Genomic DNA, 23,656 nt, shown 5'->3' with positions numbered 1-23,656 from the left:
GGGCGCAATTTCATTGCGCCCTTAATAATGCACTCTGCAAGGCCAACAAGGTATAATTATGGTCAGCACACATACTCAGTCGTCAGGCGAATACTTGTTGGAAATGACCGGCATCAACAAGTCCTTCCCCGGCGTTAAGGCGCTTGATAATGTCAATTTAAAAGTTCGCCCGCATTCTATTCACGCCCTAATGGGAGAGAATGGAGCGGGGAAATCAACATTATTGAAATGTCTTTTCGGCATCTATCAAAAAGATTCCGGCAGTATTTTATTTCAGGGTAAAGAAATCGATTTTCATTCTGCTAAAGAAGCGCTTGAAAATGGTATTTCGATGGTACACCAGGAATTAAACCTGGTATTACAACGTTCTGTGATGGACAACATGTGGCTGGGACGCTATCCCACCAAAGGCATGTTTGTCGATCAGGAAAAAATGTACCGCGATACCAAAGCGATATTTGATGAACTGGATATTGATATCGATCCGCGTGCGCGCGTCGGTACATTATCCGTTTCACAAATGCAGATGATTGAAATTGCGAAAGCATTCTCCTATGACGCCAAAATCGTCATCATGGATGAACCAACTTCATCGTTAACTGAAAAAGAAGTTAACCATCTGTTCACCATCATCCGTAAGCTGAAAGAGCGTGGATGCGGTATTGTTTATATCTCTCACAAAATGGAAGAAATCTTCCAGCTGTGCGATGAAATTACCGTACTACGCGACGGTCAGTGGATTGCGACCCAGCCGCTGGAAGGGCTGGATATGGATAAGATCATCGCCATGATGGTCGGACGTTCACTGAACCAACGTTTTCCGGATAAAGAAAACAAACCTGGTGAAGTCATTCTGCAAGTGCGTAACCTGACCTCGCTGCGCCAGCCGTCGATTCGTGATATCTCGTTTGATTTGCACAAAGGGGAGATTCTTGGGATTGCCGGTCTGGTAGGCGCAAAACGCACGGATATCGTTGAAACGCTTTTTGGTATTCGTGAGAAATCATCAGGTACGATTACGCTACACGGCAAAAAAATTAATAACCACAGTGCAAATGAAGCCATCAACCATGGTTTTGCACTGGTCACGGAAGAGCGCCGCTCAACCGGTATTTATGCATATCTGGACATTGGTTTTAACTCGTTAATCTCCAATATCCAAAACTATAAAAACAAAGTTGGTCTGTTGGATAATTCCCGCATGAAGAGTGATACCCAGTGGGTAATTGACTCCATGAGGGTAAAAACACCGGGTCATCGTACGCAAATCGGTTCACTTTCTGGCGGAAATCAGCAAAAGGTGGTTATTGGTCGTTGGTTATTAACCCAGCCAGAAATTCTGATGCTGGATGAACCGACGCGTGGAATCGATGTTGGCGCGAAATTTGAAATTTATCAGTTGATTGCCGAACTCGCGAAAAAGGATAAGGGGATTATTATTATTTCCTCTGAAATGCCGGAGCTGCTGGGTATTACCGATCGTATTCTGGTGATGAGCAATGGTCTCGTTGCTGGAATTGTTGACACTAAAACAACAACGCAAAACGAAATCCTCCGTCTTGCGTCTTTGCACCTTTAAGATTAGGGGCTCCTCATGAGTGCGTTAAATAAGAAAAGTTTTCTTACTTACCTGAAAGAAGGCGGAATTTACGTTGTTCTTTTGGTTTTGCTGGCGATTATTATTTTCCAGGATCCCACTTTCTTAAGCTTACTGAACCTGAGTAATATTCTCACGCAATCCTCGGTGCGTATTATTATCGCATTGGGTGTGGCTGGACTGATTGTTACCCAAGGGACCGACCTGTCGGCGGGGCGTCAGGTTGGCCTGGCGGCAGTGGTGGCGGCAACTCTGTTGCAGTCGATGGAGAATGCCAACAAGGTATTCCCGGAAATGGCGACGATGCCAATCATTGTAGTGGTGCTGATTGTTTGCGTGATTGGCGCCATTATCGGTCTGGTGAACGGTATTATCATTGCTTATCTGAACGTAACACCGTTTATTACCACACTGGGTACGATGATTATCGTTTACGGGATCAACTCCCTGTACTACGACTTCGTCGGCGCATCGCCAATTTCTGGCTTTGACAGCGGATTCTCAACCTTTGCGCAGGGCTTTATTGCACTGGGCAGTTTCCGACTCTCCTACATCACTTTCTATGCGCTGATTGCGGTGGCTTTTGTGTGGGTGCTGTGGAACAAGACCCGCTTCGGTAAAAACATTTTCGCTATCGGCGGAAACCCGGAAGCTGCGAAAGTGTCCGGGGTAAACGTTGCGCTGAACCTGCTGATTATCTATGCGTTGTCTGGCGTGTTCTATGCCTTCGGCGGTTTGCTCGAAGCCGGGCGTATCGGCTCAGCGACCAACAACCTCGGCTTTATGTATGAGCTGGATGCGATTGCGGCGTGCGTGGTTGGCGGCGTGTCGTTCAGCGGCGGGGTAGGTACCGTGTTTGGCGTAGTGACCGGTGTGATTATCTTCACCGTCATCAACTACGGTTTGACCTACATCGGCGTGAACCCATACTGGCAGTATATTATCAAGGGCGGCATTATTATCTTCGCGGTCGCGCTGGACTCACTGAAGTACGCGCGTAAGAAGTAATCTGGGAAGAGAAAAATAAAACCGGTGCAGAGGCGTTCTGCATCGGTTTTTTTATTTGATAAAGAGTAACCAGATACCAGTGAACAGTGCACCAATGGCCATACCGAAATAAACGATGATATAGCTCCAGTAAGTGCTGGGTTCTTTAGCGCGAGAAATGATCATTGGCGTCTGCGAACCTTTCACTGTTTTCTCGACGATACCGGAACGTAGTCCCTTCAGGCCTTCTCTGCACGTCCAGAGAACAATCATCAGTACGCCAATAACGATAAAGATCGTTTTTCCTTCCATGCTTATTTTCCTTGTTTCTTTTGTAATTCGAGTAATTGTTCAGGCGTGACCGCCGGATACCCCTGCGCATCGTCCGGTACCTGATGCATAGTAGGGATGGGCACCAGTGGACCTAAAAAACGGGGCTCACGTTTGAAAATGTAGAGATCGGCGAGTGCGCCAAAACGGGCGCCAAATTCACGTACCCGCACGGTGAGCATATCTTTTGGCGAAGGTACGGCGTAGCACTGGGCCTGAATACCCATATGCAGCGCAATAAACAAGGCGCGCTCACAGTGGAATCGTTGAGTAATAATGATGAAATCGTTGGTATCAAAGACCTTGCGGGTACGCACGATGGAGTCGAGTGTCCGGAACCCTGCGTAATCAAGCACGATGTCAGCGGGATCGACGCCTGCGGCAATCAGATCCTTACGCATCGTCATGGGTTCGTTGTAGCTTTGCTGGGCATTATCGCCGCTTAACAGCAGATAGTTTACCTTCCCGCTGTTATAGGCGTTCAATGCGCCCTGAATGCGGTAACGGTAATATTGGTTGATGACGCCGGTGCGGTAATACTTCGCCGTGCCCAGAACCACACCTACCTGGCGGTAGGGTAAATCCTGCAGTTCGTCGTAAATGTAGGGAGCCGTCTTCCAGCTCATCCAGCGATCGAGTCCAAGCACAGTCAAAAGCAGCAAGCCTAGCAGGACTAACAGGCTGTAAAACACGCGCTTTAACATGCAGAAAACTCGTTATTTGGATGGAATTTCAATCAGGCTACTGTACCGGAAGACGTAGCGCAAGAAACAGCAGTCTGATTGAGGGGATTTTAGGCATTGCGCATAGTGCCGGATAGCGGTGTAAACACCTTATCCGGCCTACGAACTGGCGTTATTGAGTCGATTAACCCAGAAGTACGCGCTCTATATTGTCGCAGCCCAGTGCTTTCAGCGTGGCGGAGGTTGCATCCCACTGAATCAATGGCGCGTCGGCTTTTTCAGCAAGTACAGCACGTTGGATATCTGGATAATCATAACCGTTGAGATTCAACAGGTTTAACGCGCCCTGCAGCGGTGGCAGGGTCGGGTTAAAGGCGGCATTTTCAGCATAGCTGCCGCTAAAAATACGACCATCTTTACACTCCAGCGCCACGCCGCTTGGGGATTTGCTGTACGGCATATGGCATCTGTTGGCAGCGGTGATTGCCGCCTGAGTCAACGTATCGCCCTGCAGCGCGAAGCCGTGATCCTGATCGTCCATCAGCAGCGTTTTAATCTCCAGATCTTTCGGGCCGAAGGCATCTGGCAGGTAGTCGCGCAGCACGTGTGGTGCACGTCCCGGCAGATGAATACGTAAATCCAGTCCGCTGTTCAGTTCGTTCATAAACTGGCGACAATGGCCGCACGGCGTGTAGTTGACGGTGATGGCAGCGAGCCCTTTTTCACCGCGCAGCCAGGCGTGGCTGATGGCGCTTTGCTCGGCATGAACGGTTTGCTGCATGGTCGCGCCCAGGAACTCCATGTTCCCACCGAAGTACCAGTTGCCGCTGATGCCGCGAGAAATTGCCCCAACGTTGAAGTTGGATAGCGGAGTACGTGCGCAGGCCGCAGCCAGCGGCAGCAGAGCGAATGCCAGCGCGTCTTCGTCCAGTCCCGATTCGCGTTTCAGCAAAGAGACCTGCTCAGCAGTCAGCATGGCGGGGAAATGTGCATCCGCCAGAACAGGGGCCAGGGCTGATTGCAAGTTATCCGCGAGTTGGGCAAAAGCAGTTTGAAAACGTGGATGCATGGCGATGCCTCATAACAATGTAATGGAATCGTAGTTTACGGGCCTGTTATGGCTTTATATGTGATCCAAATCTCATTGTGTATGCAACTTATGAAACTTAAATGAAAAATGTGCAACGCATCGCAAATAAATAGCTAAAAAATGAAGGTTAACCCACCACTGCCAGAATAATCGGGAACAGGAACGGGGCTACCAGCGAGGTAATAATGCCGCAAATGACCAGCGCCAGTGAGCTAAACGCACCTTCCTGATAGTCCAGTTCCGCACAGCGTGCGGTGCCCAGGGCGTGCGACGCGGTGCCCATTGCCAGCCCACGAGCGGCCTTGGTGCGAATACGCATCGCATTAAGCAACGTATGACCAAATACTGCCCCGAGAATGCCGACAAAAATGACGCAAACGGCACTGATAGCCGGAATACCGCCAATACTGCCACCCACGGCCATAGCGATAGGTGTAGTGACCGATTTTGGCATGATTGACGCGGCAATTTGCGGCGATGCGCCCATCAACAAGGCGATTGTTGTACCTGTAACCATCGCCACAACGCTGCCGGCAAAACAGATAGCAATGATTGATTTCCAGCGGGCGCGAATCTGGTGCAACTGTTCGTATAACGGATAGGCCAGCGCGACCACGGCAGGTTGCAGCAAATCGTTCAGCACTTCGCTGCCTTTGAAATAGTGATCATAGGGAATACCGGTCAGCAGCAGAATGGGAATAATTACCACCATGGCCACCAGCAGAGGGTTCAGCAAAGGCATTTTAAAGCGAGCTGCCAGCTTACGTGCGCCAAAAAATACCGCCAGCGTAAGAGGTAACGACCACCAGATATACGACATCATTTTTTTGCTTTAGCCTCTTTTTGCCCAACGATTTTGCGCTCACCGTGCACAATGTGCGAGCTCCAGCTCACCACCAGGAAAACGACCAGCGTACTGATGGTACAAGACACCACTACCGGACCAAATTGTGCGCGGAGCAGGTCAAAGTACTGCATGATCCCCACGCCAATCGGGACAAACAACAGGGCCATATAACGAATCAGCACGTAGCAGCCAGGGTTAACCCATTTTGCCGGTAACACCTGCAAAGCCAGTAAGACAAATAGGATCAGCATGCCGATAATGCTGCCCGGAATGGTGATAGGGAGTAGCGATGCAAGAAAAATACCTGCATAGAGGCAGGCATAAATCAGGACGAATGCGCGCAAATATTGCCAGATAACGTTCAGTGCTTTGCTCATAGTTGAAACCCTTGACGAGACTCATTCATCATACAATTAAACTTAAAAACGTGCTACCGATCACATCATGAATTCTAAGCATAGAGGAAATAGATATCTGGAACATCGGGCGATGGCCCTAACTCTCCGCGCTAAACCTGTGCCAGATAATACAAAAAACGATTCAGGGCGGTAGTCGGCGTTTCGTTGTTGCGCCAGAATACGCCGACGCTGCCTTTTTGTTCAATCTTCGGCAGATTCAGGATAGCCAGCTGTCCCTGGGCGGCATACCTTTGTGCCAGACGCAAAGAAAGAATAGAGATCATGTCGCTACTTTGCAGCAGATTGGTGCTGACGTTGATCGATGCCGATTCAATGATGTTTTCCGGCAACATGACACCGTTATCAACCAGCGCGTTATCAATGCTTATCCGGATAGGGGTTCCTGTCGGCCAGACAATCCAGCGCCAGTTCGCCAGATCGTGCCAGGTGAGCAGGGGATATTTTGCCAGGGGATGATCGGGACGGGCGACGAAACAGACCGGCTCGGTATACAGCACCTGGTAATTGAGCGGCAACTGAAGCGCCCGGCCACCGACGCGACCGACGACGACATCCACCGAACCCGCGAGCAGATCGTGCAGCAGCGGGGTCATCACTTTCTCTTCAATATTAAGATGCAGGGTTGGTAACTCTTTAAGCAACCCCAGTATTGCCTGAGAAACACAGTCGGTCGCTACTGGCGAGCAGCCAATCTTCAGACTCCCTACAAGGCCGCCTTGCTTAAAACGGGCGATCTCATACTGCGAACGTTCCATATCATTGATTAGGCGTTGGGCATGCTGCAGTAGCAGTTTGCCGCCTTCGGAAGGACGCAAGCCTTTGCTATGACGTTCAAAGAGCGTGATGCCAATCTCATCTTCGAGTTGTGATAACCATTTCGACAACGCGGGCTGGGTGATATTCATCATCCGGGCGACGTGAGTCAGATTTCCCTGTTCGCCCAGTGCAATAAGCGTTTGCAGGTGGTGCAACTTCAGTTTCTGCGCCCAGTTTGCCATTTGCTATAACCTCCAGGTTATACCTCTGCATGAAAAGCCATTGTACATTTCATCTCCAAACATACAAAGTCGCAACATACCTAAAACAAAACAGACATCTACTCTACCTGCACTGAGGCATTCACTATGACTCAACAACGTGATCTACAAGCGCTGATCGATTCCGCCCCCGTCGGTAAGACCCAGTGGCGCGTTATCATCTGCTGTTTTCTGGTTGTCATGCTCGACGGATTTGATACCGCGGCGATTGGTTTTATCGCACCCGACATTCGCACTCACTGGCAGCTGACTGCCGGCGATCTGGCCCCGCTGTTTGGCGCAGGTCTGCTGGGACTGACCGCTGGCGCGCTGCTCTGTGGCCCGCTGTCCGACCGTTTTGGCCGCAAAAGAGTGATAGAACTCTGCGTGGCATTGTTCGGTGCGCTAAGTCTGATCTCGGCTTTTTCACCCGATCTACAAACGCTGGTTATTTTGCGCTTCCTGACCGGTTTAGGTCTGGGCGGCGCGATGCCAAATACCATCACCATGACGTCTGAATACCTGCCAGCGCGTCGGCGTGGGGCACTGGTCACCATGATGTTCTGCGGATTCACCCTGGGATCGGCAATGGGCGGCATCGTCAGCGCGCAGCTGGTGCCGGTGATTGGCTGGCACGGCATCCTGGTGCTGGGAGGCGTTCTACCGCTGATGCTGTTTGTGGCCCTGCTGTTTGCGCTACCGGAATCCCCACGCTGGCAGGTTCGTCGTCAGCTGCCGCAAAACGTGATTGCCAGAACCGTTAGCGCCATCACCCGGGAACGTTATGACAATACCCATTTTTATCTCAACGAGGGCACCTCAATTGCTAAAGGCAGCATTCGCCAGCTGTTCGTCGGGCGACAGCTGCCCATTACCCTGATGCTATGGGTAGTGTTCTTTATGAGCTTGCTGATTATTTATCTGCTCTCCAGCTGGATGCCAACGCTGTTAAACCACCGTGGAATTGATCTGCAGCATGCCTCCTGGGTGACCGCTGCCTTCCAGATTGGCGGTACGCTTGGCGCGCTGGCGCTGGGCGTGCTGATGGATAAATACAATCCTTTCCGCGTGCTGGCCGTGAGCTATGCGCTGGGCGCGGTATGCATCGTCATGATTGGTCTGAGTGAGAACGGCCTGTGGCTGATGGCGCTGGCCATTTTTGGCACCGGCATTGGTATCAGCGGTTCTCAGGTTGGTCTTAATGCGTTAACCGCCACGCTTTATCCGACACAAAGCCGGGCGACGGGCGTCAGCTGGTCTAATGCGGTGGGACGCTGCGGCGCGATTGTCGGCTCGCTTTCCGGCGGCGTGATGATGGCGATGAATTTCTCATTCGATAACCTGTTTTTCATTATTGCCGTCCCGGCGGCCATCAGCGCGGTGATGCTTACGCTGCTGACGGTTGTTATCCGCCAGTCGGCCTCTGCCTCGAATACTCTGCCTCGCGCAGGTGTTGTGAATGAATAAGGAGAATCCCTATGTCTGAACTGAATCAGGATGTTAAGAACAGCCGTCAGCAGTTTTACCAGCATATTTCCGGGCAGAATCTGACCCCGCTGTGGGAGTCGCTGCATCGTCTGGTGCCGCCAACTCCGAACGCACATTGCGCGCCAGCGTACTGGAACTATCAGGAGATCCGTCCACTACTGTTAGAAAGTGGCAATCTGATTGGCGCGAAAGAGGCGATTCGTCGCGTGCTGGTGCTGGAAAACCCAATGCTGCGCGGACAGTCTTCAATCACCCCAACGCTGTACGCGGGATTGCAGTTAATTATGCCGGGCGAGGTTGCGCCGAGTCACCGCCACAACCAGTCTGCGCTGCGCTTTATTGTCGAAGGGAAAGGGGCATTTACCGCCGTGGATGGCGAGCGCACCCAGATGCAAGAAGGCGATTTTATTCTGACGCCGCAGTGGCGCTGGCACGATCACGGCAATCCGGGCAGTGAACCGGTGGTGTGGCTGGACGGTCTGGACCTGCCGTTGGTGAACCTGCTGGGCTGTGGCTTTGCGGAAGACTACCCGGAAGATCAGCAGCCGGTCACGCGCAAGGAAGGGGATTATTTACCGCGCTACGCGGCCAATATGCTGCCGCTGCGTCATCAGAAAGGTAACTCATCGCCGATTTTTAACTATCGCTACGATCGCAGCCGTGAGGCACTGCATGACCTGACCCGCATGGGTGACGCCGATGAATGGGACGGTTACAAGATGCGTTACGTCAACCCGGTAACCGGCGGTTATCCCATGCCTTCAATGGGAACCTTCCTGCAACTGTTGCCGCAGGGCTTTTCCTCACGAATGGCGCGTACCACCGACAGCACTATCTACCACGTGGTGGAAGGAAGTGGGCAGGTCAGCATCGGCAATGAGACCTTCAACTTTTCGCCAAAAGATATCTTTGTGGTGCCGACCTGGCACGGCGTGTCGTTCCAGACCCGCGAAGATACCGTCTTATTCAGTTTTTCGGACAGACCGGTTCAGGAAGCGCTGGGGTTGTTCCGCGAAGCACGTTATTAATTTGGGAGAGAGAAAATGACGCAATACGTATTTGAACCACAAGCGCCTGTTACCGTTCCGGTTGTTGGCTGTGATGAACAATTTCCTGTGCGCCGAGTTTACTGTGTGGGCCGTAACTATGCCGCTCATGCCCGTGAAATGGGCTTTGATCCGGATCGCGAACCGCCGTTCTTTTTCTGTAAACCTGCCGATGCGGTAGTCCCGGTGGCGGCTGGTCAGACCCTCGAACTGCCGTACCCATCGCAAACCGATAACTATCACTATGAGATAGAGCTGGTGGTGGCGATTGGCAAAAAGGGCAGTGATATTCCGCTGGAAAAAGCGCACGAATATATCTGGGGCTATGCCACCGGTCTGGATATGACTCGCCGTGATCGGCAGATGGAGATGCGCCAGATGGGGCGTCCGTGGGAAATTGGCAAAGCGTTTGATCTCTCCGCGCCCATCGCGCCGCTGCATAAAGCCAGCGAAAGTGTGGATGTTAACCATGCGCCAATCTGGTTGCAGGTCAACGGCGACGATCATCAGCGTAGCGATATTCGCCACCTCATCTGGTCTGTGAATGAAACCATCAGCTATCTGTCTGGCTTCTTCGAACTGCAGCCGGGCGATCTGATCTACACCGGTACCCCTGAAGGCGTGGGGGCGGTAGTGAAAGGGGATGTGATCACCGGAAACGTAGACGGTTTAACCCCCATCGCCGTGAAGATTGTCTGAGGTGGATGATGAAGCTGTACAGTTTCTTTAATAGCTCGGCGTCATATCGGGTGCGCATTGCGCTGGCGCTGAAGGGGCTGGATTACCAGACGGTGGGCGTCAACATTCGCATTGGTCAGCAGAACGAACTGGCCTACCGACGGATGAACCCGGTGGGACTGGTGCCGACGCTGGTGACCGATGACGGAGAATCACTTGGGCAGTCGCTGGCAATAATTGACTGGCTGGATGGCCACTTTCCGCAAACGCCGCTGCTGCCTGCCGACTTCCCGGTGCGCAGTAAGGTGCTGGAAATTGTCTATGCCATCGCCTGTGATATCCACCCGGTGAATAACATGCGGGTACTGCGCTACCTGAGCGAAGAGTTAAAGGTCAGTGAAGAAGATAAAAAACGCTGGTATGCACACTGGATCCAGCAAGGGTTAAGCGCGGTGGAACAGATGCTGCGCCAGAGTCATTCGGGTAAGTTCTGCGTAGGTGATGCGCCGACGCTGGCGGATTGCTGTCTGATCCCACAGTGGGCGAACGCGTTACGTATGGGCTGCGATCTGAGCGGATATCCGCGCTGTAAGGCGGTATATGATGCCTGTACTCAGCTTCCGGCGTTTATCGCCGCCGCGCCCGAGAATCAACAAGATAAAATTCCAGCCTGATAAGGAGAACGACAATGGCTAAAGTGACACGCGCAATTATCGTGGGTGGCGGGATTGGCGGCGCGGCAACCGCGCTATCGCTGGCCCGTCAGGGCATTAAAGTGATGTTGCTGGAGAAAGCGCACGAGATTGGTGAAATTGGCGCGGGTATTCAGCTCGGGCCGAATGCATTCTCTGCTCTGGACAGCCTTGGCGTGGGGGAAGTCGCCCGTCAGCGTGCTGTTTTTACCGATCACATCACGATGATGGATGCGGTAAACGCAAAAGAGGTTGTGCGCATTGAAACCGGGCAGGCGTTCCGCGATCACTTTGGCGGTCCTTATGCGGTTATCCATCGGGTTGATATTCACGCCAGCGTTTGGGAAGCGGCGCTGGTGCATCCTAACGTTGAGTATCGCACTTCAACTAACGTGGTTGATATTCGCCAGACAGAGAATGACGTGACGGTATTTGATGAGCACGGCAACAGCTGGACGGCGGATATTTTGGTGGGCTGTGACGGTGTAAAATCGGTCGTTCGTCAGTCTCTGATTGGCGATGCGCCACGGGTTACCGGACACGTGGTCTATCGCGCCGTGATTGATTGTGATGATATGCCGGAAGATTTACGCATTAACGCACCGGTGCTGTGGGCCGGACCACACTGTCACCTGGTGCACTATCCGCTGCGCGGAGGTAAGCAGTATAACCTGGTGGTGACCTTCCACAGTCGTCAGCAGGAAGAGTGGGGCGTGAAGGATGGCAGCAAAGAGGAAGTGCTCTCCTATTTTGCGGGTATCCATCCGCGCCCGCGCCAGATGCTGGATAAACCGACATCATGGCGGCGCTGGTCCACCGCCGACCGCGAGCCGGTAGAAAAATGGGGAACCGACCGCATCACGCTGGTGGGAGACGCCGCGCACCCGGTGGCGCAATATATGGCGCAGGGTGCCTGTATGGCGTTGGAAGACGCGGTAACGCTCGGTAAAGCGCTACAGCAGTGTGATGGCGATGCGGCTGCTGCCTTTGCGCTGTATGAGTCGGTGCGTATTCCGCGTACCGCACGCATCGTCTGGTCAACGCGTGAAATGGGCCGTGTCTACCATGCCGCAGGCGTCGAGCGGCAGGTGCGTAATCTGCTGTGGAAAGACAAATCGCAGGCGGAGTTTTATCGCGGTATGGAATGGCTGTACGGTTGGAAAGAAGATAACTGCCTGTTGCCGCGCTGAGCCTCTTTAATCTCCCGAACGGAGGCGCTACCATAGCGCCTCTTTTTTTGCGGGTGACGATATGCGTGTTTTACTGGCGCCGATGGAAGGCGTGCTCGACTCACTGGTGCGCGAGCTGCTGACTGAAGTTAATGATTACGATCTGTGCATCACCGAGTTTGTGCGCGTGGTGGATCAGCTCCTGCCGGCAAAAGTATTTCATCGACTCTGCCCGGAACTGCATAATAACAGCCGGACGCCATCCGGCACGTTGGTTCGCATTCAGCTGTTAGGACAGTATCCGCAGTGGCTGGCGGAGAATGCCGCACGCGCGGTAGAACTGGGCTCGTACGGTGTCGATCTGAACTGCGGCTGTCCGTCGAAGCTGGTGAACGGTAGCGGCGGTGGCGCAACGTTATTGAAAGATCCTGAGCTTATCTACCGGGGTGCAAAAGCTATGCGTGAGGCGGTTCCGGCTCATCTTCCGGTGACGGTGAAAGTTCGTCTGGGCTGGGACAACAGCGACCGGCAGTTTGAAATTGCCGATGCCGTCCAGCAGGCCGGTGCCAGCGAACTGGCGGTGCATGGCCGAACCAAAGAGCAGGGCTACAAGGCCGAACATATTAACTGGCAGGCGATTGGCGAGATCCGCCAGCGGCTGACCATTCCGGTTATTGCGAATGGCGAAATCTGGGACTGGCAGAGCGCCCAGGATTGTATGGCCATCAGCGGATGCGATGCGGTGATGATCGGACGTGGCGCATTAAATATTCCGAACCTGAGCCGCGTGGTGAAATACAACGAGCCGCGTATGCCGTGGCCTGAAGTCGTGACGCTGTTGCAAAAATATACCCGCCTTGAAAAGCAGGGGGACACCGGGCTGTATCATGTAGCGCGGATTAAGCAGTGGTTAGGGTATTTGCGCAAAGAATATTCAGAGGCAACAGAACTGTTTCAGGAAATTCGTGCGTTAAATAATTCGCCGGATATCGCACGAGCGATTCAGGCTATCGAGATTACTGCCTGATCTCAGCTCCAGTAGGCCGGATAAGGCGTTTACGCCGCCATCCGGCATCAGAGAGAATAATAGCCTGAGATTTCTGCTATCAGGCCTGGGCGAAATGACGACATCAGAAAATCATCTTAAACACGCCTGTTACCACCAATAGCCCAATCAGAAAAATAATCAGAATTACCCACAGCAGAATTTTCATTAACTTTCCTTTTTTTGGTAAGTTCAGATTGAGTATAGGAAAGTATCAATCATTCTGCCTGGGGGCGTTGTTATGCTGGTTTACGTGCGCTGAGCAGAAACACCATCGGCCGCTCTTTTTCTTCATCTAAAGCCGGGTTTTCAGCAATCTGTTGCCCGGAAGGTCCCCATTCATCGAGACAAACGATCTCGAATCCGGCGGCAATCAGCGCATTAATCCAGGTCGCCAGCTTACGGTGCTGTTTTTTGACGCCTTCAGCAAACCAGTTACTGATGCGCTCACCTTCCTGCTGATAATGATTAACCGGCCAGGACTGCTGCCCGGTTTTATCTTTTATCCAGCCCTGATTGAGCGGTGCGGTATAAATTGGATGCTCGGCAGAGAAAACTAACATACCGCCTGGTGTTAATGACTGGTAAATGGTTACGAATAATCGTTCTATATCGTGCAAATAGTGCAGGGCAAGCGAGCTATAAACCAGGTCAAAAGAATTTGGGGACAGGGTTAGCGTTTCGAGATCTTCACGCTGATAAACGATGCCATTACCCTGAGTCATACTGTGTGCCTGGGTTAACATCTTTTGTGAAATATCCAGTCCCATTACGCTGGCTGCCTGATTATCGCGCGCGTAGCGGCAAAACCAACCATATCCACAGCCCAAATCAAGAATGTTTTTGCCTTGAAGAGAGGGGAGCATCGCTTGTATTGTCGGCCATTCTGGCGCACCGTCGAGTCCCTTTACTGAACGATCCAGCGTGGCATATCCGGCAAAGAACTCAGGATCGTCATAGATATTCTGTGACATAACATCTCCATCCATTAATTATTAAAATTATTTAATCTATATTATTCACGAGGTGTATATTTTTCTGATTATATATTTTTATTGCCAAAGATGTATTGCCACGCGTAACTAAAAAAGCAACAGCGACAAGTCGTAATCTCTGCACATCTTTTCTTACCTGTATATCTCCATGAATCGTAATTCTGTGTTTGTCACGACGGCATTGTTGCCGCTTTTTGTTCTGATGTCTGGCTGCGCGCCGATGCATGATGACCGCCAGTCTCTGTCACAGCAGACGCCTGCCGCAAATGTCGATACCACATTGCCTACCGCGTTAAAAAATGGCTGGCCGGACAGCCAGTGGTGGAAGGCATATCACGACCCCCAGCTTAATGCGTTGATTGACAGCACGTTGCGAAATTCTCCTGATATGCAGGTCGCGGAACAGCGCATTCAACTGGCGGAGGCGCAGGCTAAGGCGGTGGAGGCGCAGGATGGCCCGGAGATCGACTTCTCCGCGGACGTTGAGCGTCAGAGAATGTCAGCCGAAGGGCTGATGGGACCGTTTGCCATTACCGATCCGGCCGCCGGGACGACAGGGCCGTGGTACACCAACGGCACCTTTGGTTTAACCGCAGGCTGGAATCTGGATCTGTGGGGTAAGAATCGGGCTGAAGTGACGGCGCGTATAGGGGCCGTTAAGGCGCGTGAAGCCGAGCGTGAGCAAACCCGACAGCTGCTGGCGAGCGGCGTGTCTCGACTGTACTGGGAATGGCAAACGCAGGCCGCGCTGAAAACCGTGCTGACGCAAATCGAAACTGAGCAGCAAAACGTGATTACCGTCGATCGTCAGCTGTATCAAAACGGTCTTACTTCTTCGGTGGAAGGTGTTGAAACCGATATCGATTCCAGCAAAACAGAGCAGCAGCTGAACGATGTCAGCGGTAAAATGAAGGTGATTGAGGCGCGCTTAAGCGCGTTGAGCAACTCGCAGTCCGTTGCCCTGAAGCTCCATTCGACCAAACTGCCCGTGGTTGAAAGTCAGCTCCCATCCCAATTGGGCTACTCGCTTCTGGCCCGTCGACCAGATTTGCAGGCGGCACACTGGTACATTGAGTCATCGCTGAGCAGCATTGATGCGGCGAAAGCGGCGTTTTATCCCGATGTGAATCTGATGGCATTTTTACAACAGGATGCGTTACATCTGAGTGACCTGTTCCGCCATTCCGCGCAGCAAATGGGTGTAACCGCCGGGCTGACGCTGCCTATCTTTGACAGCGGCAGACTGAATGCGAATCTCGATATTACGAAAGCGCAAAGTAACCTGACGGTGGCGAATTACAACAAAGCTGTGGTGGATGCGGTGAATGACGTGGCACGTGCGGCATCGCAGGTAGAAACACTGGCGCAGAAAAATCAGCATCAGCAGCAGATTGAACATGACGCTCAGCGCGTAGTGGGGCTGGCGCAGGCGCGCTTTAATGCAGGTATTATTGCGGGTTCCAGGGTCAGCGAGGCAAAGATCCCGGCATTACGTGAGCAGTGCAACGGTCTGCTTTTACAAGGACAGTGGCTGGATGCCTCAATCCAGTTGACCAGCGCGCTGGGTGGCGGTTATCACGCATCCTGATTGTTCGGCCCGCCGGTGTTCCGCTGTCGGGCCATCTTCATTGCGCTTTACGCGTGCTTCGACGTTTCATCCACCAGCGGACGCCCGCGACTATCCCGATAACCAGCACCAGCCAGATGCCATGCTTGATATGCTGGTCGAGGCTGTGCAGCCACGGCGCGATCACTTCACCACCGACGTAGCCGAGGGTGGTAAATAGCAATGCCCAGACAAACGCGCCAAGAATATTCAGCGGTAAAAAGATCTTCGGCGGCAGGTGACTGGCGCCAATCAGTAAGGGACCAATAACGCGAAAGCCGTACATAAAGCGAGTACCGACAACAAACAGGTAAGGACGTCGTTGGATCATTTTCTGCGCATAATGAATTTTCGCCTGATGGCGCGAGAAACGACGCAGAATTTTGCCGCCAAAACGACGTCCGAGTAAATAGAGCAACTGATCGCCAATCATCCCACCCAGCGCGACCGAGAGCACCACCAGCGGGAATTTCAGGACTCCCTGATGCGCCACGACGCCGCCTAACAGGGTAATGGTTTCACCTTCTGCCAGGCTGCCGATGATTAACGCAGCATAGCCGTATTGCGCAACATAATGCGTTATATCCATACGTTGTATGACCTCCACTGGTCATAGCATACACCCAATGAATATTTGATGCCGGAAAAGCACAACCCGGCGCTTCGGTATTTTTCATGTGTACATAAAATAATCAAAAGCTGAATTATACTTGAAGTGTTGAGGTCCGGAGCTGACAAGAAGGGGGCGGTATGAACCATGTCTGGGGGCTGTTTTCCCATCCCGATCGTGAAATGCACGTGATCAACAGCGAAAACGAAAGTGTTTCGCATCACTATACCCACCATGTACTGCTGATGGCGGCAATCCCGGTTGTTTGCGCGTTTATCGGTACAACGCAAATCGGTTGGAATTTTGGCGATGGCAATATCCTGAAGTTATCTCTGTTGACCGGATTTGCGATGGCAATTCTGTTTTACGGGGTCATGCTGGCAGGCGTCGCTGTCATGGGCCGGGTTATCTGGTGGATGGCACGTAATTACCCGCAGCGTCCGTCGTTGGCCCACTGTATGGTCTTTGCAGGATATGTCGCGACGCCGCTGTTTTTAAGCGGATTGGTCGCACTTTATCCGCTGGTCTGGCTGTGTGCATTAGTAGGAACGATCGCGCTATTTTACACCGGCTATTTACTTTATCTCGGCATACCGACGTTCCTGAATATCTCTAAAGAGGAAGGCCTGAGCTTTTCCAGTTCGACGCTGGCGATCGGTGTGCTGGTACTGGAAGTTCTGCTGGCGATTACGGTAATCCTGTGGGGTTACGGCTATCGGTTATTCTGACGGATAAACCTGTCTGCGCTGCGTTGTTGACGTAAAAGTCAGCAACGCAGCATTTCGAGACGATTCTCCTGTGGCGGCAAACCTGCTGGATCGCTATGATGCCTGAGCTAGCTTGAGATAATACTTAGTCTCTGGCGGTGTGCGTTGTGACGTGCGTGAACCATTATCAGAAATCTCATCATGCTGAAATTCCGAGTTTCATTATTAAGCCTTGCCCTGGTGCTGGCCGTTCCTTTTGCACCCCAAGCCGTGGCTAAAACGGCAACTACCGCAGCGGCTTCTCAACCTGAGATAGCGTCCGGTAGCGCGATGATTGTTGATCTGAATACCAACAAAGTTATCTATTCGAACCACCCGGACCTTGTGCGTCCGATTGCGTCGATTACCAAATTAATGACCGCGATGGTGGTGCTTGATGCACGACTGCCGTTGGATGAGAAACTGAAAGTTGATATCAGTCAGACGCCGGAAATGAAAGGCATCTACTCTCGTGTGCGACTGAACAGTGAAATTAGCCGTAAAGACATGCTGTTGCTGGCGCTGATGTCATCAGAAAACCGTGCGGCGGCGAGCCTGGCGCATCATTACCCTGGCGGTTATAACGCGTTTATTAAGGCCATGAATGCCAAAGCGAAAGCGCTCGGCATGACTCAGACTCGCTTTGTGGAACCAACTGGCTTATCGATTCATAACGTATCGACCGCTCGTGATTTAACTAAGCTGCTGATCGCCAGCAAGCAGTATCCGCTGATTGGCCAGTTAAGCACCACGCGTGAAGATATGGCGACCTTTGCCAACCCGGCTTATACGCTGCCATTCCGTAACACCAACCATCTGGTATACCGCGATAACTGGAATATTCAGTTAACCAAAACCGGGTTTACCAATGCGGCAGGACACTGTCTGGTGATGCGCACGGTGATCAATAACAAACCGGTGGCGCTGGTGGTGATGGATGCGTTCGGTAAATATACCCACTTTGCCGATGCCAGCCGTTTACGTACCTGGATCGAAACGGGCAAGGTGATGCCGGTTCCGGCGGCGGCGCTGAGCTATAAAAAGCAAAAAGCCGCGCAGATGGCGGCGGCAGGTTCGGCGACGGGCGAGCAAACCGCACAGAACGATTAAACAAGACGTCTTATCCGGCCTGCACAAAACTAATGTGGCTGTAGGCCGGGCAAGCGAAGCGCCCCCGGCAACATGCCCGGTGGCGCTTATCTTTTTTTTGGTTTACGACTCTTTCCAGAACTTCTGCTTACTCGTTTTCCCAATACCCGGATTCATACTGTTGGTGGGATCGTTCTCACGGTAAAAACGGGTCAAGGTTTCCGGCGCCTGATACAGATGCCCGACGTTGTGCTCTGCCGGATACTGCGCCCCACGCTCGCGCAGGAGTTCCAGCATCTGCTCTTTCAGCGCATGCGCGTCCACGCCTTTTTTCACAATGTAATCCTGATGGAAGACGTAGCACATAAAGTGACCGTAATAGAGTTTGTGCACCAGTTGGCTGTCGATCTCTGCAGGCAGATGCTCGTACCATTCGGTATCGTTACGGCGTAGCGCGATATCCAGCGCCAGAATATCTTCCACTTCATCGGCATGCACGGCCTGATAACGTATAGCCGCGCCAGCCGCCGCAAAGCGATGCAAAAACGCCTTGCTGCCTTCTTCCGGCGTACAGGCAAAGAAGTCGCCTTCAGCGGTTTTGAAAAACTCGCTTAGCCAGTTTTGCGCTTCAGCCACGCCGCCACCGGCCATTTTTAACAGCAGATGATGTTCATACTTATCGCGCCAGCTTTTCATGCGCGCGGGTAAGTGGCTGGGGAACAAATGGCCAAATTTCTGCATTGCCCGATCGGTGAAATGCGGACGGAAAATTTTCACTTTTTCCAGCATCGCATCGGTGCGACCTTTCAGGGTGAAGAAGAACGGCATTTTGTCGGTGCCGAGCTTGTCGATCATCAGAAACGTATCTTTGCCGTATTGCTCAGCGATGTCATAAATATCGCGGTGCATATATTCACCGGCGACCGGCAGATGCTCAAATTTTGCCAAAATATGACGGCGGATCTCCGTCAGCACCTCTGGCTGGTTGGTACCGATGTAAAAGACCTGCTGGTTTTTTTCGGCTTCGAAGGTGTCCAGACGCACCGCAAAAACCGCGAGCTTGCCTGCACAACCGGATGATTCAAACAACCGATCCGGATCGGCGTTATAGCGAGCGGGCGTGTCCGCCTCAATATCTCTGACGCGGGTAACGTAGTCGTGATCGTGTGCATGACGTCCATCGTGGCGCACATCGTCATCTTTGATACGGTCGTCATCAAGTTTGCTAAGGATCTGTTCCGGGGTCTGGCCCAGTTCGATACCCAGATGGTTAACCAGCTGTAATTTACCCTGCTCGTCAATACGCGCAAACAGCGACATCTCCGTGTATGCCGGACCGCGCTGAACCAGCGAGCCGCCGGAGTTGTTACAAATACCGCCAATCACTGAAGCGCCGATACAGGAAGATCCGATCACCGAATGCGGCTCGCGGCCAAACGGTTTGAGCGCTTTTTCCAGTGAATAAAGCGTGGTGCCGGGATAGGCCAGCACCTGTTCGCCTTTGCCGATGACGTGCAGCTTATCAAGGCGCAGGGTGCTGATAATGACAATCTCGCGATCGTAATCATTACCGCTCGGCGTAGAGCCTTCGGTCAGGCCAGTGTTGGCGGCCTGCATCAGGATAATTTTATCTGCGGCGACGCAAGCGTTGAGGACGCGCCACAGTTCTAAAAGCGAGCCAGGGAACACCACGGCGAGTGCATCGCCCTGACCGGAGCGGAATCCCTTGCGATAGCGGGCGGTTTTAGCAGGGTCTGTGAGCAGGTGTGAATGACCTACCAGACGGGTCAGTTCATTCAGGAAAGCTTTATTATCTGTTGTAATGGAAGACATTCTCCACTCCTTGTGGTGGGACTCAATATCAGGAACAAGCATAGCGCTTTGTATGACAATACGCTTTCTCATTCATATTGTCTCTGGTTCGTCTTCTACTGATTCGCGCTGGTTTTGAAAATTAGGAGAATAACCTTAGCTTTCTTTATCACTCCCGTTTAGTCTTACGGCAAACTGCGGTTTTTGTTATATTTTCGCTGCCTGGTCGGGAAAAAATAAAGAGAGAATCAACATGAAATGGCTATGTTCTGTAGGTGTCGCGGTGAGTCTGGCGTTGCAACCAGCGCTGGCGGACACGCTGTTTGGTAACTATCCTCTGACGCCAGAAGCGCGGGATGCATTCGTTACCGATTTACTTAAACAGATGACCGTGGATGAGAAAATTGGGCAACTACGCTTGATAAGCGTCGGGCCTGATAACCCGAAAGAAGCCATCCGCGAGATGATCAAAGACGGGCAGGTTGGGGCAATTTTTAACACCGTCACGCGCCAGGATATCCGCAAAATGCAGGATCAGGTGATGGAACTCAGCCGCCTGAAAATTCCTCTCTTTTTTGCCTACGACGTATTGCACGGCCAGCGTACCGTGTTCCCGATAAGTCTCGGCCTGGCATCCTCTTTTAATCTCGATGCGGTCAGAACCGTTGGCCGTATTTCCGCGTATGAAGCTGCCGATGATGGTCTGAATATGACCTGGGCGCCAATGGTCGATGTCTCTCGCGATCCGCGCTGGGGCCGTGCTTCAGAAGGTTTTGGTGAAGACACGTATTTAACGGCTACGATGGGTAAAACCATGGTGGAAGCGATGCAGGGGAAAAGCCCGGCGGATCGCTATTCGGTGATGACCAGCGTCAAGCACTTCGCCGCCTATGGCGCGGTTGAAGGTGGCAAGGAATATAACACCGTCGATATGAGCCCACAGCGTCTGTTCAACGACTATATGCCACCGTATAAAGCCGGGCTGGACGCCGGTAGCGGTGCGGTGATGGTGGGTCTTAATTCGCTAAACGGTACGCCTGCAACCTCAGACGCCTGGCTGTTAAAAGACGTGCTGCGAGATGAATGGGGCTTTAAGGGGATTACCGTTTCCGATCACGGCGCGATTAAGGAACTGATTAAGCACGGTACCGCCTCCGATCCTGAGGATGCGGTGCGTGTGGCGATCAAGTCCGGCATCAACATGAGTATGAGCGATGAGTATTACAGCAAATATCTGCCGGGCTTGATTAAATCCGGCAAAGTGACGATGGCGGAGCTGGACGACGCCGCGCGCCACGTGCTGAACGTGAAATATGATATGGGGCTGTTTAACGATCCGTACAGCCATCTGGGAGCCAAAGAATCTGACCCACAGGACACCAACGCAGAAAGCCGTTTGCATCGCAAAGAGGCGCGTGAAGTGGCACGCGAAAGCCTGGTGCTGCTGAAAAACCGTCTGGAAACGTTGCCGCTGAAAAAATCCGCCACCGTGGCGGTTGTCGGTCCGCTGGCCGACAGCAAGCGTGATGTGATGGGCAGTTGGTCCGCCGCTGGTGTTGCCGATCAGTCGGTAACGGTACTGACGGGGATTAAAAATGCCGTCGGCGATCAGGGCAAAGTGCTGTACGCCAAAGGGGCGAATATCACCAACGATAAAGGCATTGTCGATTTCCTCAACCTGTATGAAGAAGCGGTGAAGGTTGACCCGCGTTCGCCGCAGGCGATGATCGATGAAGCCGTTAACGCCGCGAAGCAATCAGATGTGGTTGTCGCGGTAGTCGGTGAAGCGCAGGGCATGGCGCATGAAGCATCCAGCCGCACCGATATCACCATTCCGCAAAGTCAGCGTGACCTGATTGCTGCGCTGAAAGCCACGGGTAAACCTCTGGTTCTGGTGTTGATGAACGGTCGTCCGCTGGCGCTGGTTAAGGAAGATCAACAAGCCGATGCGATCCTCGAAACCTGGTTTGCCGGGACGGAAGGCGGTAACGCCATCGCCGATGTGCTGTTTGGTGATTACAATCCGTCAGGCAAGCTGCCGATGTCTTTCCCGCGCTCTGTTGGACAGATCCCGGTCTATTACAGCCATCTCAATACCGGTCGTCCGTATAACGCCGATAAGCCGAACAAGTACACGTCGCGCTACTTTGATGAAGCCAATGGTCCGTTGTATCCCTTTGGTTATGGCCTGAGCTACACCACGTTTACGGTTTCTGATGTGAAGCTCTCTTCTCCGACGATGAAGCGTGACGGAACCGTGACGGCCAGCGTGCAGGTGACCAACACCGGCAAGCGCGAAGGTGCAACGGTGATTCAGATGTATTTACAGGATGTGACCGCCTCCATGAGTCGTCCGGTAAAACAGCTGAAAGGTTTTGAAAAAGTGAATCTTAAGCCAGGTGAAACCCAGACCGTCAGCTTCCCGATTGATATTGAAGCGCTCAAATTCTGGAATCAGCAGATGAAATACGATGCAGAGCCTGGCAAGTTTAACGTCTTTATCGGTGTGGATTCCGCCAGAGTGAAGCAGGGCGAATTCGAACTGCTTTAATTGACGAGTAAATTCATGCAGCAGGCCTGATGGCGCAATGCTTATCAGGCCGACTAAATCGTATCATCCGGCAAATTCACATTGGGTTTGCCGGATTTTTTTTATTTTATTATCGCCTTACCGCTAATAACTCTCAGCGTTACCACCCAATAGCCAGGTTAAGGCTTGATTTTTCGACTATGCTTTTTCCTCAAGTCTCTGAAAAGGGCCGCAAAAGGATGAGGAGTACAGCATGATAATCTCAAAAGTATCGGTGGGTTCGCTGGCGCTGTTAGCCGCGATAAGCCTGCCCTTACAGGCCGCGTCACCCGTCACGGTCGGTTCAAAAATCGATACCGAAGGGGCGCTGCTCGGCAACATTATTTTGCAGGTGCTCGAAAGCCATGGCGTGAAAACCGTCAATAAAGTACAGCTGGGTACCACCCCAGTGGTGCGTGGGGCAATCACCTCCGGTGAGCTGGATATTTATCCGGAATATACCGGTAATGGCGCATTCTTTTTTAAAGATGAAAATGATCCCGCGTGGAAAAATGCGCAGGCCGGATTCGAGAAAGTGAAAAAGCTGGACGCAGAGCAAAATAAGCTGGTCTGGCTAACGCCTGCTCCTGCCAACAATACCTGGACCATTGCAGTACGCCAGGATATCGCGCAAAAGAACAAGCTTGAGTCCCTTGCTGATTTAGGCCGTTACCTGAAAGACGGGGGAACGTTCAAACTTGCCGCCTCTGCTGAATTTATCGAGCGGGCTGACGCGCTGCCTGCGTTTGAAAAAGCCTATGATTTCAAACTGAATCAAAACCAGCTGTTGTCGCTGGCAGGAGGGGATACCGCGGTGACGATTAAAGCGGCGGCGCAGCAGACTTCTGGCGTCAATGCGGCGATGGCTTATGGCACCGATGGCCCGGTTGCGGCGCTCGGTCTGCAAACTTTAAGCGATCCAAAAGGTGTCCAGCCCATTTATGCGCCAGCACCCGTTGTGCGTGAATCGGTGCTGAAAGACTACCCGCAAATGGGAGAATGGCTACAACCGGTTTTTGCCAGCCTGGATGAAAAAACGTTGCAGCAGCTGAATGCCAGTATTGCCGTGGAGGGGCTGGATGCGAAAAAAGTTGCAGCAGACTACCTGAAGCAAAAAGGATGGGTGAAGTAACGGAGTTTGC

At 52.4% G+C, this 23,656-nt stretch carries 23 protein-coding genes; 13 read left to right on the top strand and 10 right to left on the bottom strand.

Annotated elements, in window-relative coordinates:
• Positions 1-58 precede the first annotated feature (58 nt).
• The gene (mglA, locus tag OGY06_RS14990) at positions 59-1,579 is read left to right on the top strand and encodes a galactose/methyl galactoside ABC transporter ATP-binding protein MglA (RefSeq protein WP_003027396.1); all 1,521 of its coding nucleotides are present in this window, start codon (positions 59-61) and stop codon (positions 1,577-1,579) included.
• Between the two features lie 15 nt (positions 1,580-1,594).
• Positions 1,595-2,605: a galactose/methyl galactoside ABC transporter permease MglC gene (gene mglC, locus OGY06_RS14985; RefSeq protein ID WP_003027393.1), complete on the top strand. Its 1,011-nt coding sequence runs from the start codon at positions 1,595-1,597 to the stop codon at positions 2,603-2,605.
• A 51-nt stretch (positions 2,606-2,656) separates the two neighbouring features.
• On the opposite strand, the gene OGY06_RS14980 is transcribed toward mglC, so the two are convergent.
• The 6 genes from OGY06_RS14980 to OGY06_RS14955 all read right to left on the bottom strand — a co-directional run bounded on the left by OGY06_RS14980 (position 2,657) and on the right by OGY06_RS14955 (position 6,951).
• Complete coding sequence (locus tag OGY06_RS14980) at positions 2,657-2,896, bottom strand: DUF2542 family protein (protein WP_003834502.1); 240 nt, start codon at positions 2,894-2,896, stop codon at positions 2,657-2,659.
• A 2-nt stretch (positions 2,897-2,898) separates the two neighbouring features.
• Entirely contained in the window at positions 2,899-3,618 is a 720-nt protein-coding gene (gene sanA, locus OGY06_RS14975; RefSeq protein WP_003027383.1) for an outer membrane permeability protein SanA, read from the bottom strand.
• Between the two features lie 163 nt (positions 3,619-3,781).
• Positions 3,782-4,666, bottom strand: a complete 885-nt coding sequence (gene cdd / locus OGY06_RS14970) for a cytidine deaminase (protein WP_003834500.1) — start codon at positions 4,664-4,666, stop codon at positions 3,782-3,784.
• Between the two features lie 148 nt (positions 4,667-4,814).
• Entirely contained in the window at positions 4,815-5,510 is a 696-nt protein-coding gene (locus tag OGY06_RS14965; protein ID WP_003027380.1) for a CidB/LrgB family autolysis modulator, read from the bottom strand.
• The gene (locus OGY06_RS14960; protein WP_003834497.1) at positions 5,507-5,911 is read right to left on the bottom strand and encodes a CidA/LrgA family protein; all 405 of its coding nucleotides are present in this window, start codon (positions 5,909-5,911) and stop codon (positions 5,507-5,509) included. Before OGY06_RS14960 ends, OGY06_RS14965 begins: the two co-directional genes overlap by 4 nt.
• A 131-nt stretch (positions 5,912-6,042) precedes the next feature.
• A complete protein-coding gene (locus tag OGY06_RS14955) occupies positions 6,043-6,951 on the bottom strand; it encodes a LysR substrate-binding domain-containing protein (RefSeq protein WP_003834495.1) in 909 nt (302 codons plus the stop codon).
• 126 nt (positions 6,952-7,077) lie between these two features.
• Between OGY06_RS14955 and mhbT the strand changes: the two genes are divergently transcribed.
• The 6 genes from mhbT (at position 7,078) to dusC (ending at position 13,069) form a co-directional block, all read left to right on the top strand.
• Positions 7,078-8,436 carry a 3-hydroxybenzoate transporter MhbT gene (mhbT, locus tag OGY06_RS14950; protein ID WP_240389221.1) on the top strand — a complete coding sequence of 453 codons (1,359 nt, stop codon included), beginning with the start codon at positions 7,078-7,080 and terminating at the stop codon, positions 8,434-8,436.
• 11 nt (positions 8,437-8,447) lie between these two features.
• Positions 8,448-9,485, top strand: coding sequence for a gentisate 1,2-dioxygenase (gtdA, locus tag OGY06_RS14945; protein ID WP_240389222.1), 1,038 nt, complete (start codon positions 8,448-8,450; stop codon positions 9,483-9,485).
• Between the two features lie 15 nt (positions 9,486-9,500).
• Entirely contained in the window at positions 9,501-10,202 is a 702-nt protein-coding gene (locus OGY06_RS14940) for a fumarylacetoacetate hydrolase family protein (protein ID WP_063940516.1), read from the top strand.
• 8 nt (positions 10,203-10,210) lie between these two features.
• Positions 10,211-10,855, top strand: coding sequence for a maleylacetoacetate isomerase (maiA, locus tag OGY06_RS14935; protein WP_003834489.1), 645 nt, complete (start codon positions 10,211-10,213; stop codon positions 10,853-10,855).
• Between the two features lie 14 nt (positions 10,856-10,869).
• The gene (locus OGY06_RS14930; protein WP_063940515.1) at positions 10,870-12,063 is read left to right on the top strand and encodes a 3-hydroxybenzoate 6-monooxygenase; all 1,194 of its coding nucleotides are present in this window, start codon (positions 10,870-10,872) and stop codon (positions 12,061-12,063) included.
• Positions 12,064-12,124: 61 nt separating this feature from the next.
• Positions 12,125-13,069 carry a tRNA dihydrouridine(16) synthase DusC gene (gene dusC, locus OGY06_RS14925; RefSeq protein ID WP_003834483.1) on the top strand — a complete coding sequence of 315 codons (945 nt, stop codon included), beginning with the start codon at positions 12,125-12,127 and terminating at the stop codon, positions 13,067-13,069.
• A gap of 103 nt (positions 13,070-13,172) precedes the next feature.
• On the opposite strand, the gene yohP is transcribed toward dusC, so the two are convergent.
• Together yohP and OGY06_RS14920 are read right to left on the bottom strand one after the other, a co-directional pair.
• Positions 13,173-13,256 (bottom strand): small membrane protein YohP, encoded by an 84-nt coding sequence (gene yohP, locus OGY06_RS23325; RefSeq protein ID WP_015572324.1) that lies wholly within the window; start codon positions 13,254-13,256, stop codon positions 13,173-13,175.
• A gap of 70 nt (positions 13,257-13,326) precedes the next feature.
• Positions 13,327-14,061, bottom strand: a complete 735-nt coding sequence (locus OGY06_RS14920; protein ID WP_125112591.1) for a class I SAM-dependent DNA methyltransferase — start codon at positions 14,059-14,061, stop codon at positions 13,327-13,329.
• A gap of 169 nt (positions 14,062-14,230) precedes the next feature.
• Here OGY06_RS14920 and mdtQ point away from each other — a divergent pair, with 169 nt between their 5' ends.
• Positions 14,231-15,670: a multidrug resistance outer membrane protein MdtQ gene (gene mdtQ / locus OGY06_RS14915; protein ID WP_240389223.1), complete on the top strand. Its 1,440-nt coding sequence runs from the start codon at positions 14,231-14,233 to the stop codon at positions 15,668-15,670.
• A gap of 37 nt (positions 15,671-15,707) precedes the next feature.
• On the opposite strand, the gene OGY06_RS14910 is transcribed toward mdtQ, so the two are convergent.
• Positions 15,708-16,277, bottom strand: coding sequence for a DedA family protein (locus OGY06_RS14910; RefSeq protein WP_003834476.1), 570 nt, complete (start codon positions 16,275-16,277; stop codon positions 15,708-15,710).
• A gap of 161 nt (positions 16,278-16,438) precedes the next feature.
• Here OGY06_RS14910 and OGY06_RS14905 point away from each other — a divergent pair, with 161 nt between their 5' ends.
• Together OGY06_RS14905 and pbpG are read left to right on the top strand one after the other, a co-directional pair.
• Positions 16,439-17,026, top strand: a complete 588-nt coding sequence (locus tag OGY06_RS14905; RefSeq protein ID WP_003834475.1) for a Yip1 family protein — start codon at positions 16,439-16,441, stop codon at positions 17,024-17,026.
• A gap of 180 nt (positions 17,027-17,206) precedes the next feature.
• The gene (pbpG, locus tag OGY06_RS14900) at positions 17,207-18,154 is read left to right on the top strand and encodes a D-alanyl-D-alanine endopeptidase (RefSeq protein ID WP_003027363.1); all 948 of its coding nucleotides are present in this window, start codon (positions 17,207-17,209) and stop codon (positions 18,152-18,154) included.
• A gap of 102 nt (positions 18,155-18,256) precedes the next feature.
• Here pbpG and dld read toward each other — a convergent pair whose 3' ends face one another.
• Positions 18,257-19,966 (bottom strand): D-lactate dehydrogenase, encoded by a 1,710-nt coding sequence (gene dld, locus OGY06_RS14895; RefSeq protein WP_063940511.1) that lies wholly within the window; start codon positions 19,964-19,966, stop codon positions 18,257-18,259.
• Positions 19,967-20,198: 232 nt separating this feature from the next.
• Here dld and bglX point away from each other — a divergent pair, with 232 nt between their 5' ends.
• Positions 20,199-22,496, top strand: a complete 2,298-nt coding sequence (bglX, locus tag OGY06_RS14890) for a beta-glucosidase BglX (RefSeq protein ID WP_286605606.1) — start codon at positions 20,199-20,201, stop codon at positions 22,494-22,496.
• 232 nt (positions 22,497-22,728) lie between these two features.
• Positions 22,729-23,646, top strand: coding sequence for a glycine betaine ABC transporter substrate-binding protein OsmF (gene osmF / locus OGY06_RS14885; RefSeq protein WP_063940510.1), 918 nt, complete (start codon positions 22,729-22,731; stop codon positions 23,644-23,646).
• The last annotated feature ends 10 nt before the right edge of the window (positions 23,647-23,656 follow it).

Origin of the sequence: Citrobacter sp. Cpo147 (genome assembly GCF_030332405.1) — a bacterium.
GTDB classification, from domain to species: domain Bacteria; phylum Pseudomonadota; class Gammaproteobacteria; order Enterobacterales; family Enterobacteriaceae; genus Citrobacter; species Citrobacter portucalensis.
Note: the sequence above shows the minus strand (reverse complement) of the source record. Positions and strands in the feature narration are given on the sequence as shown.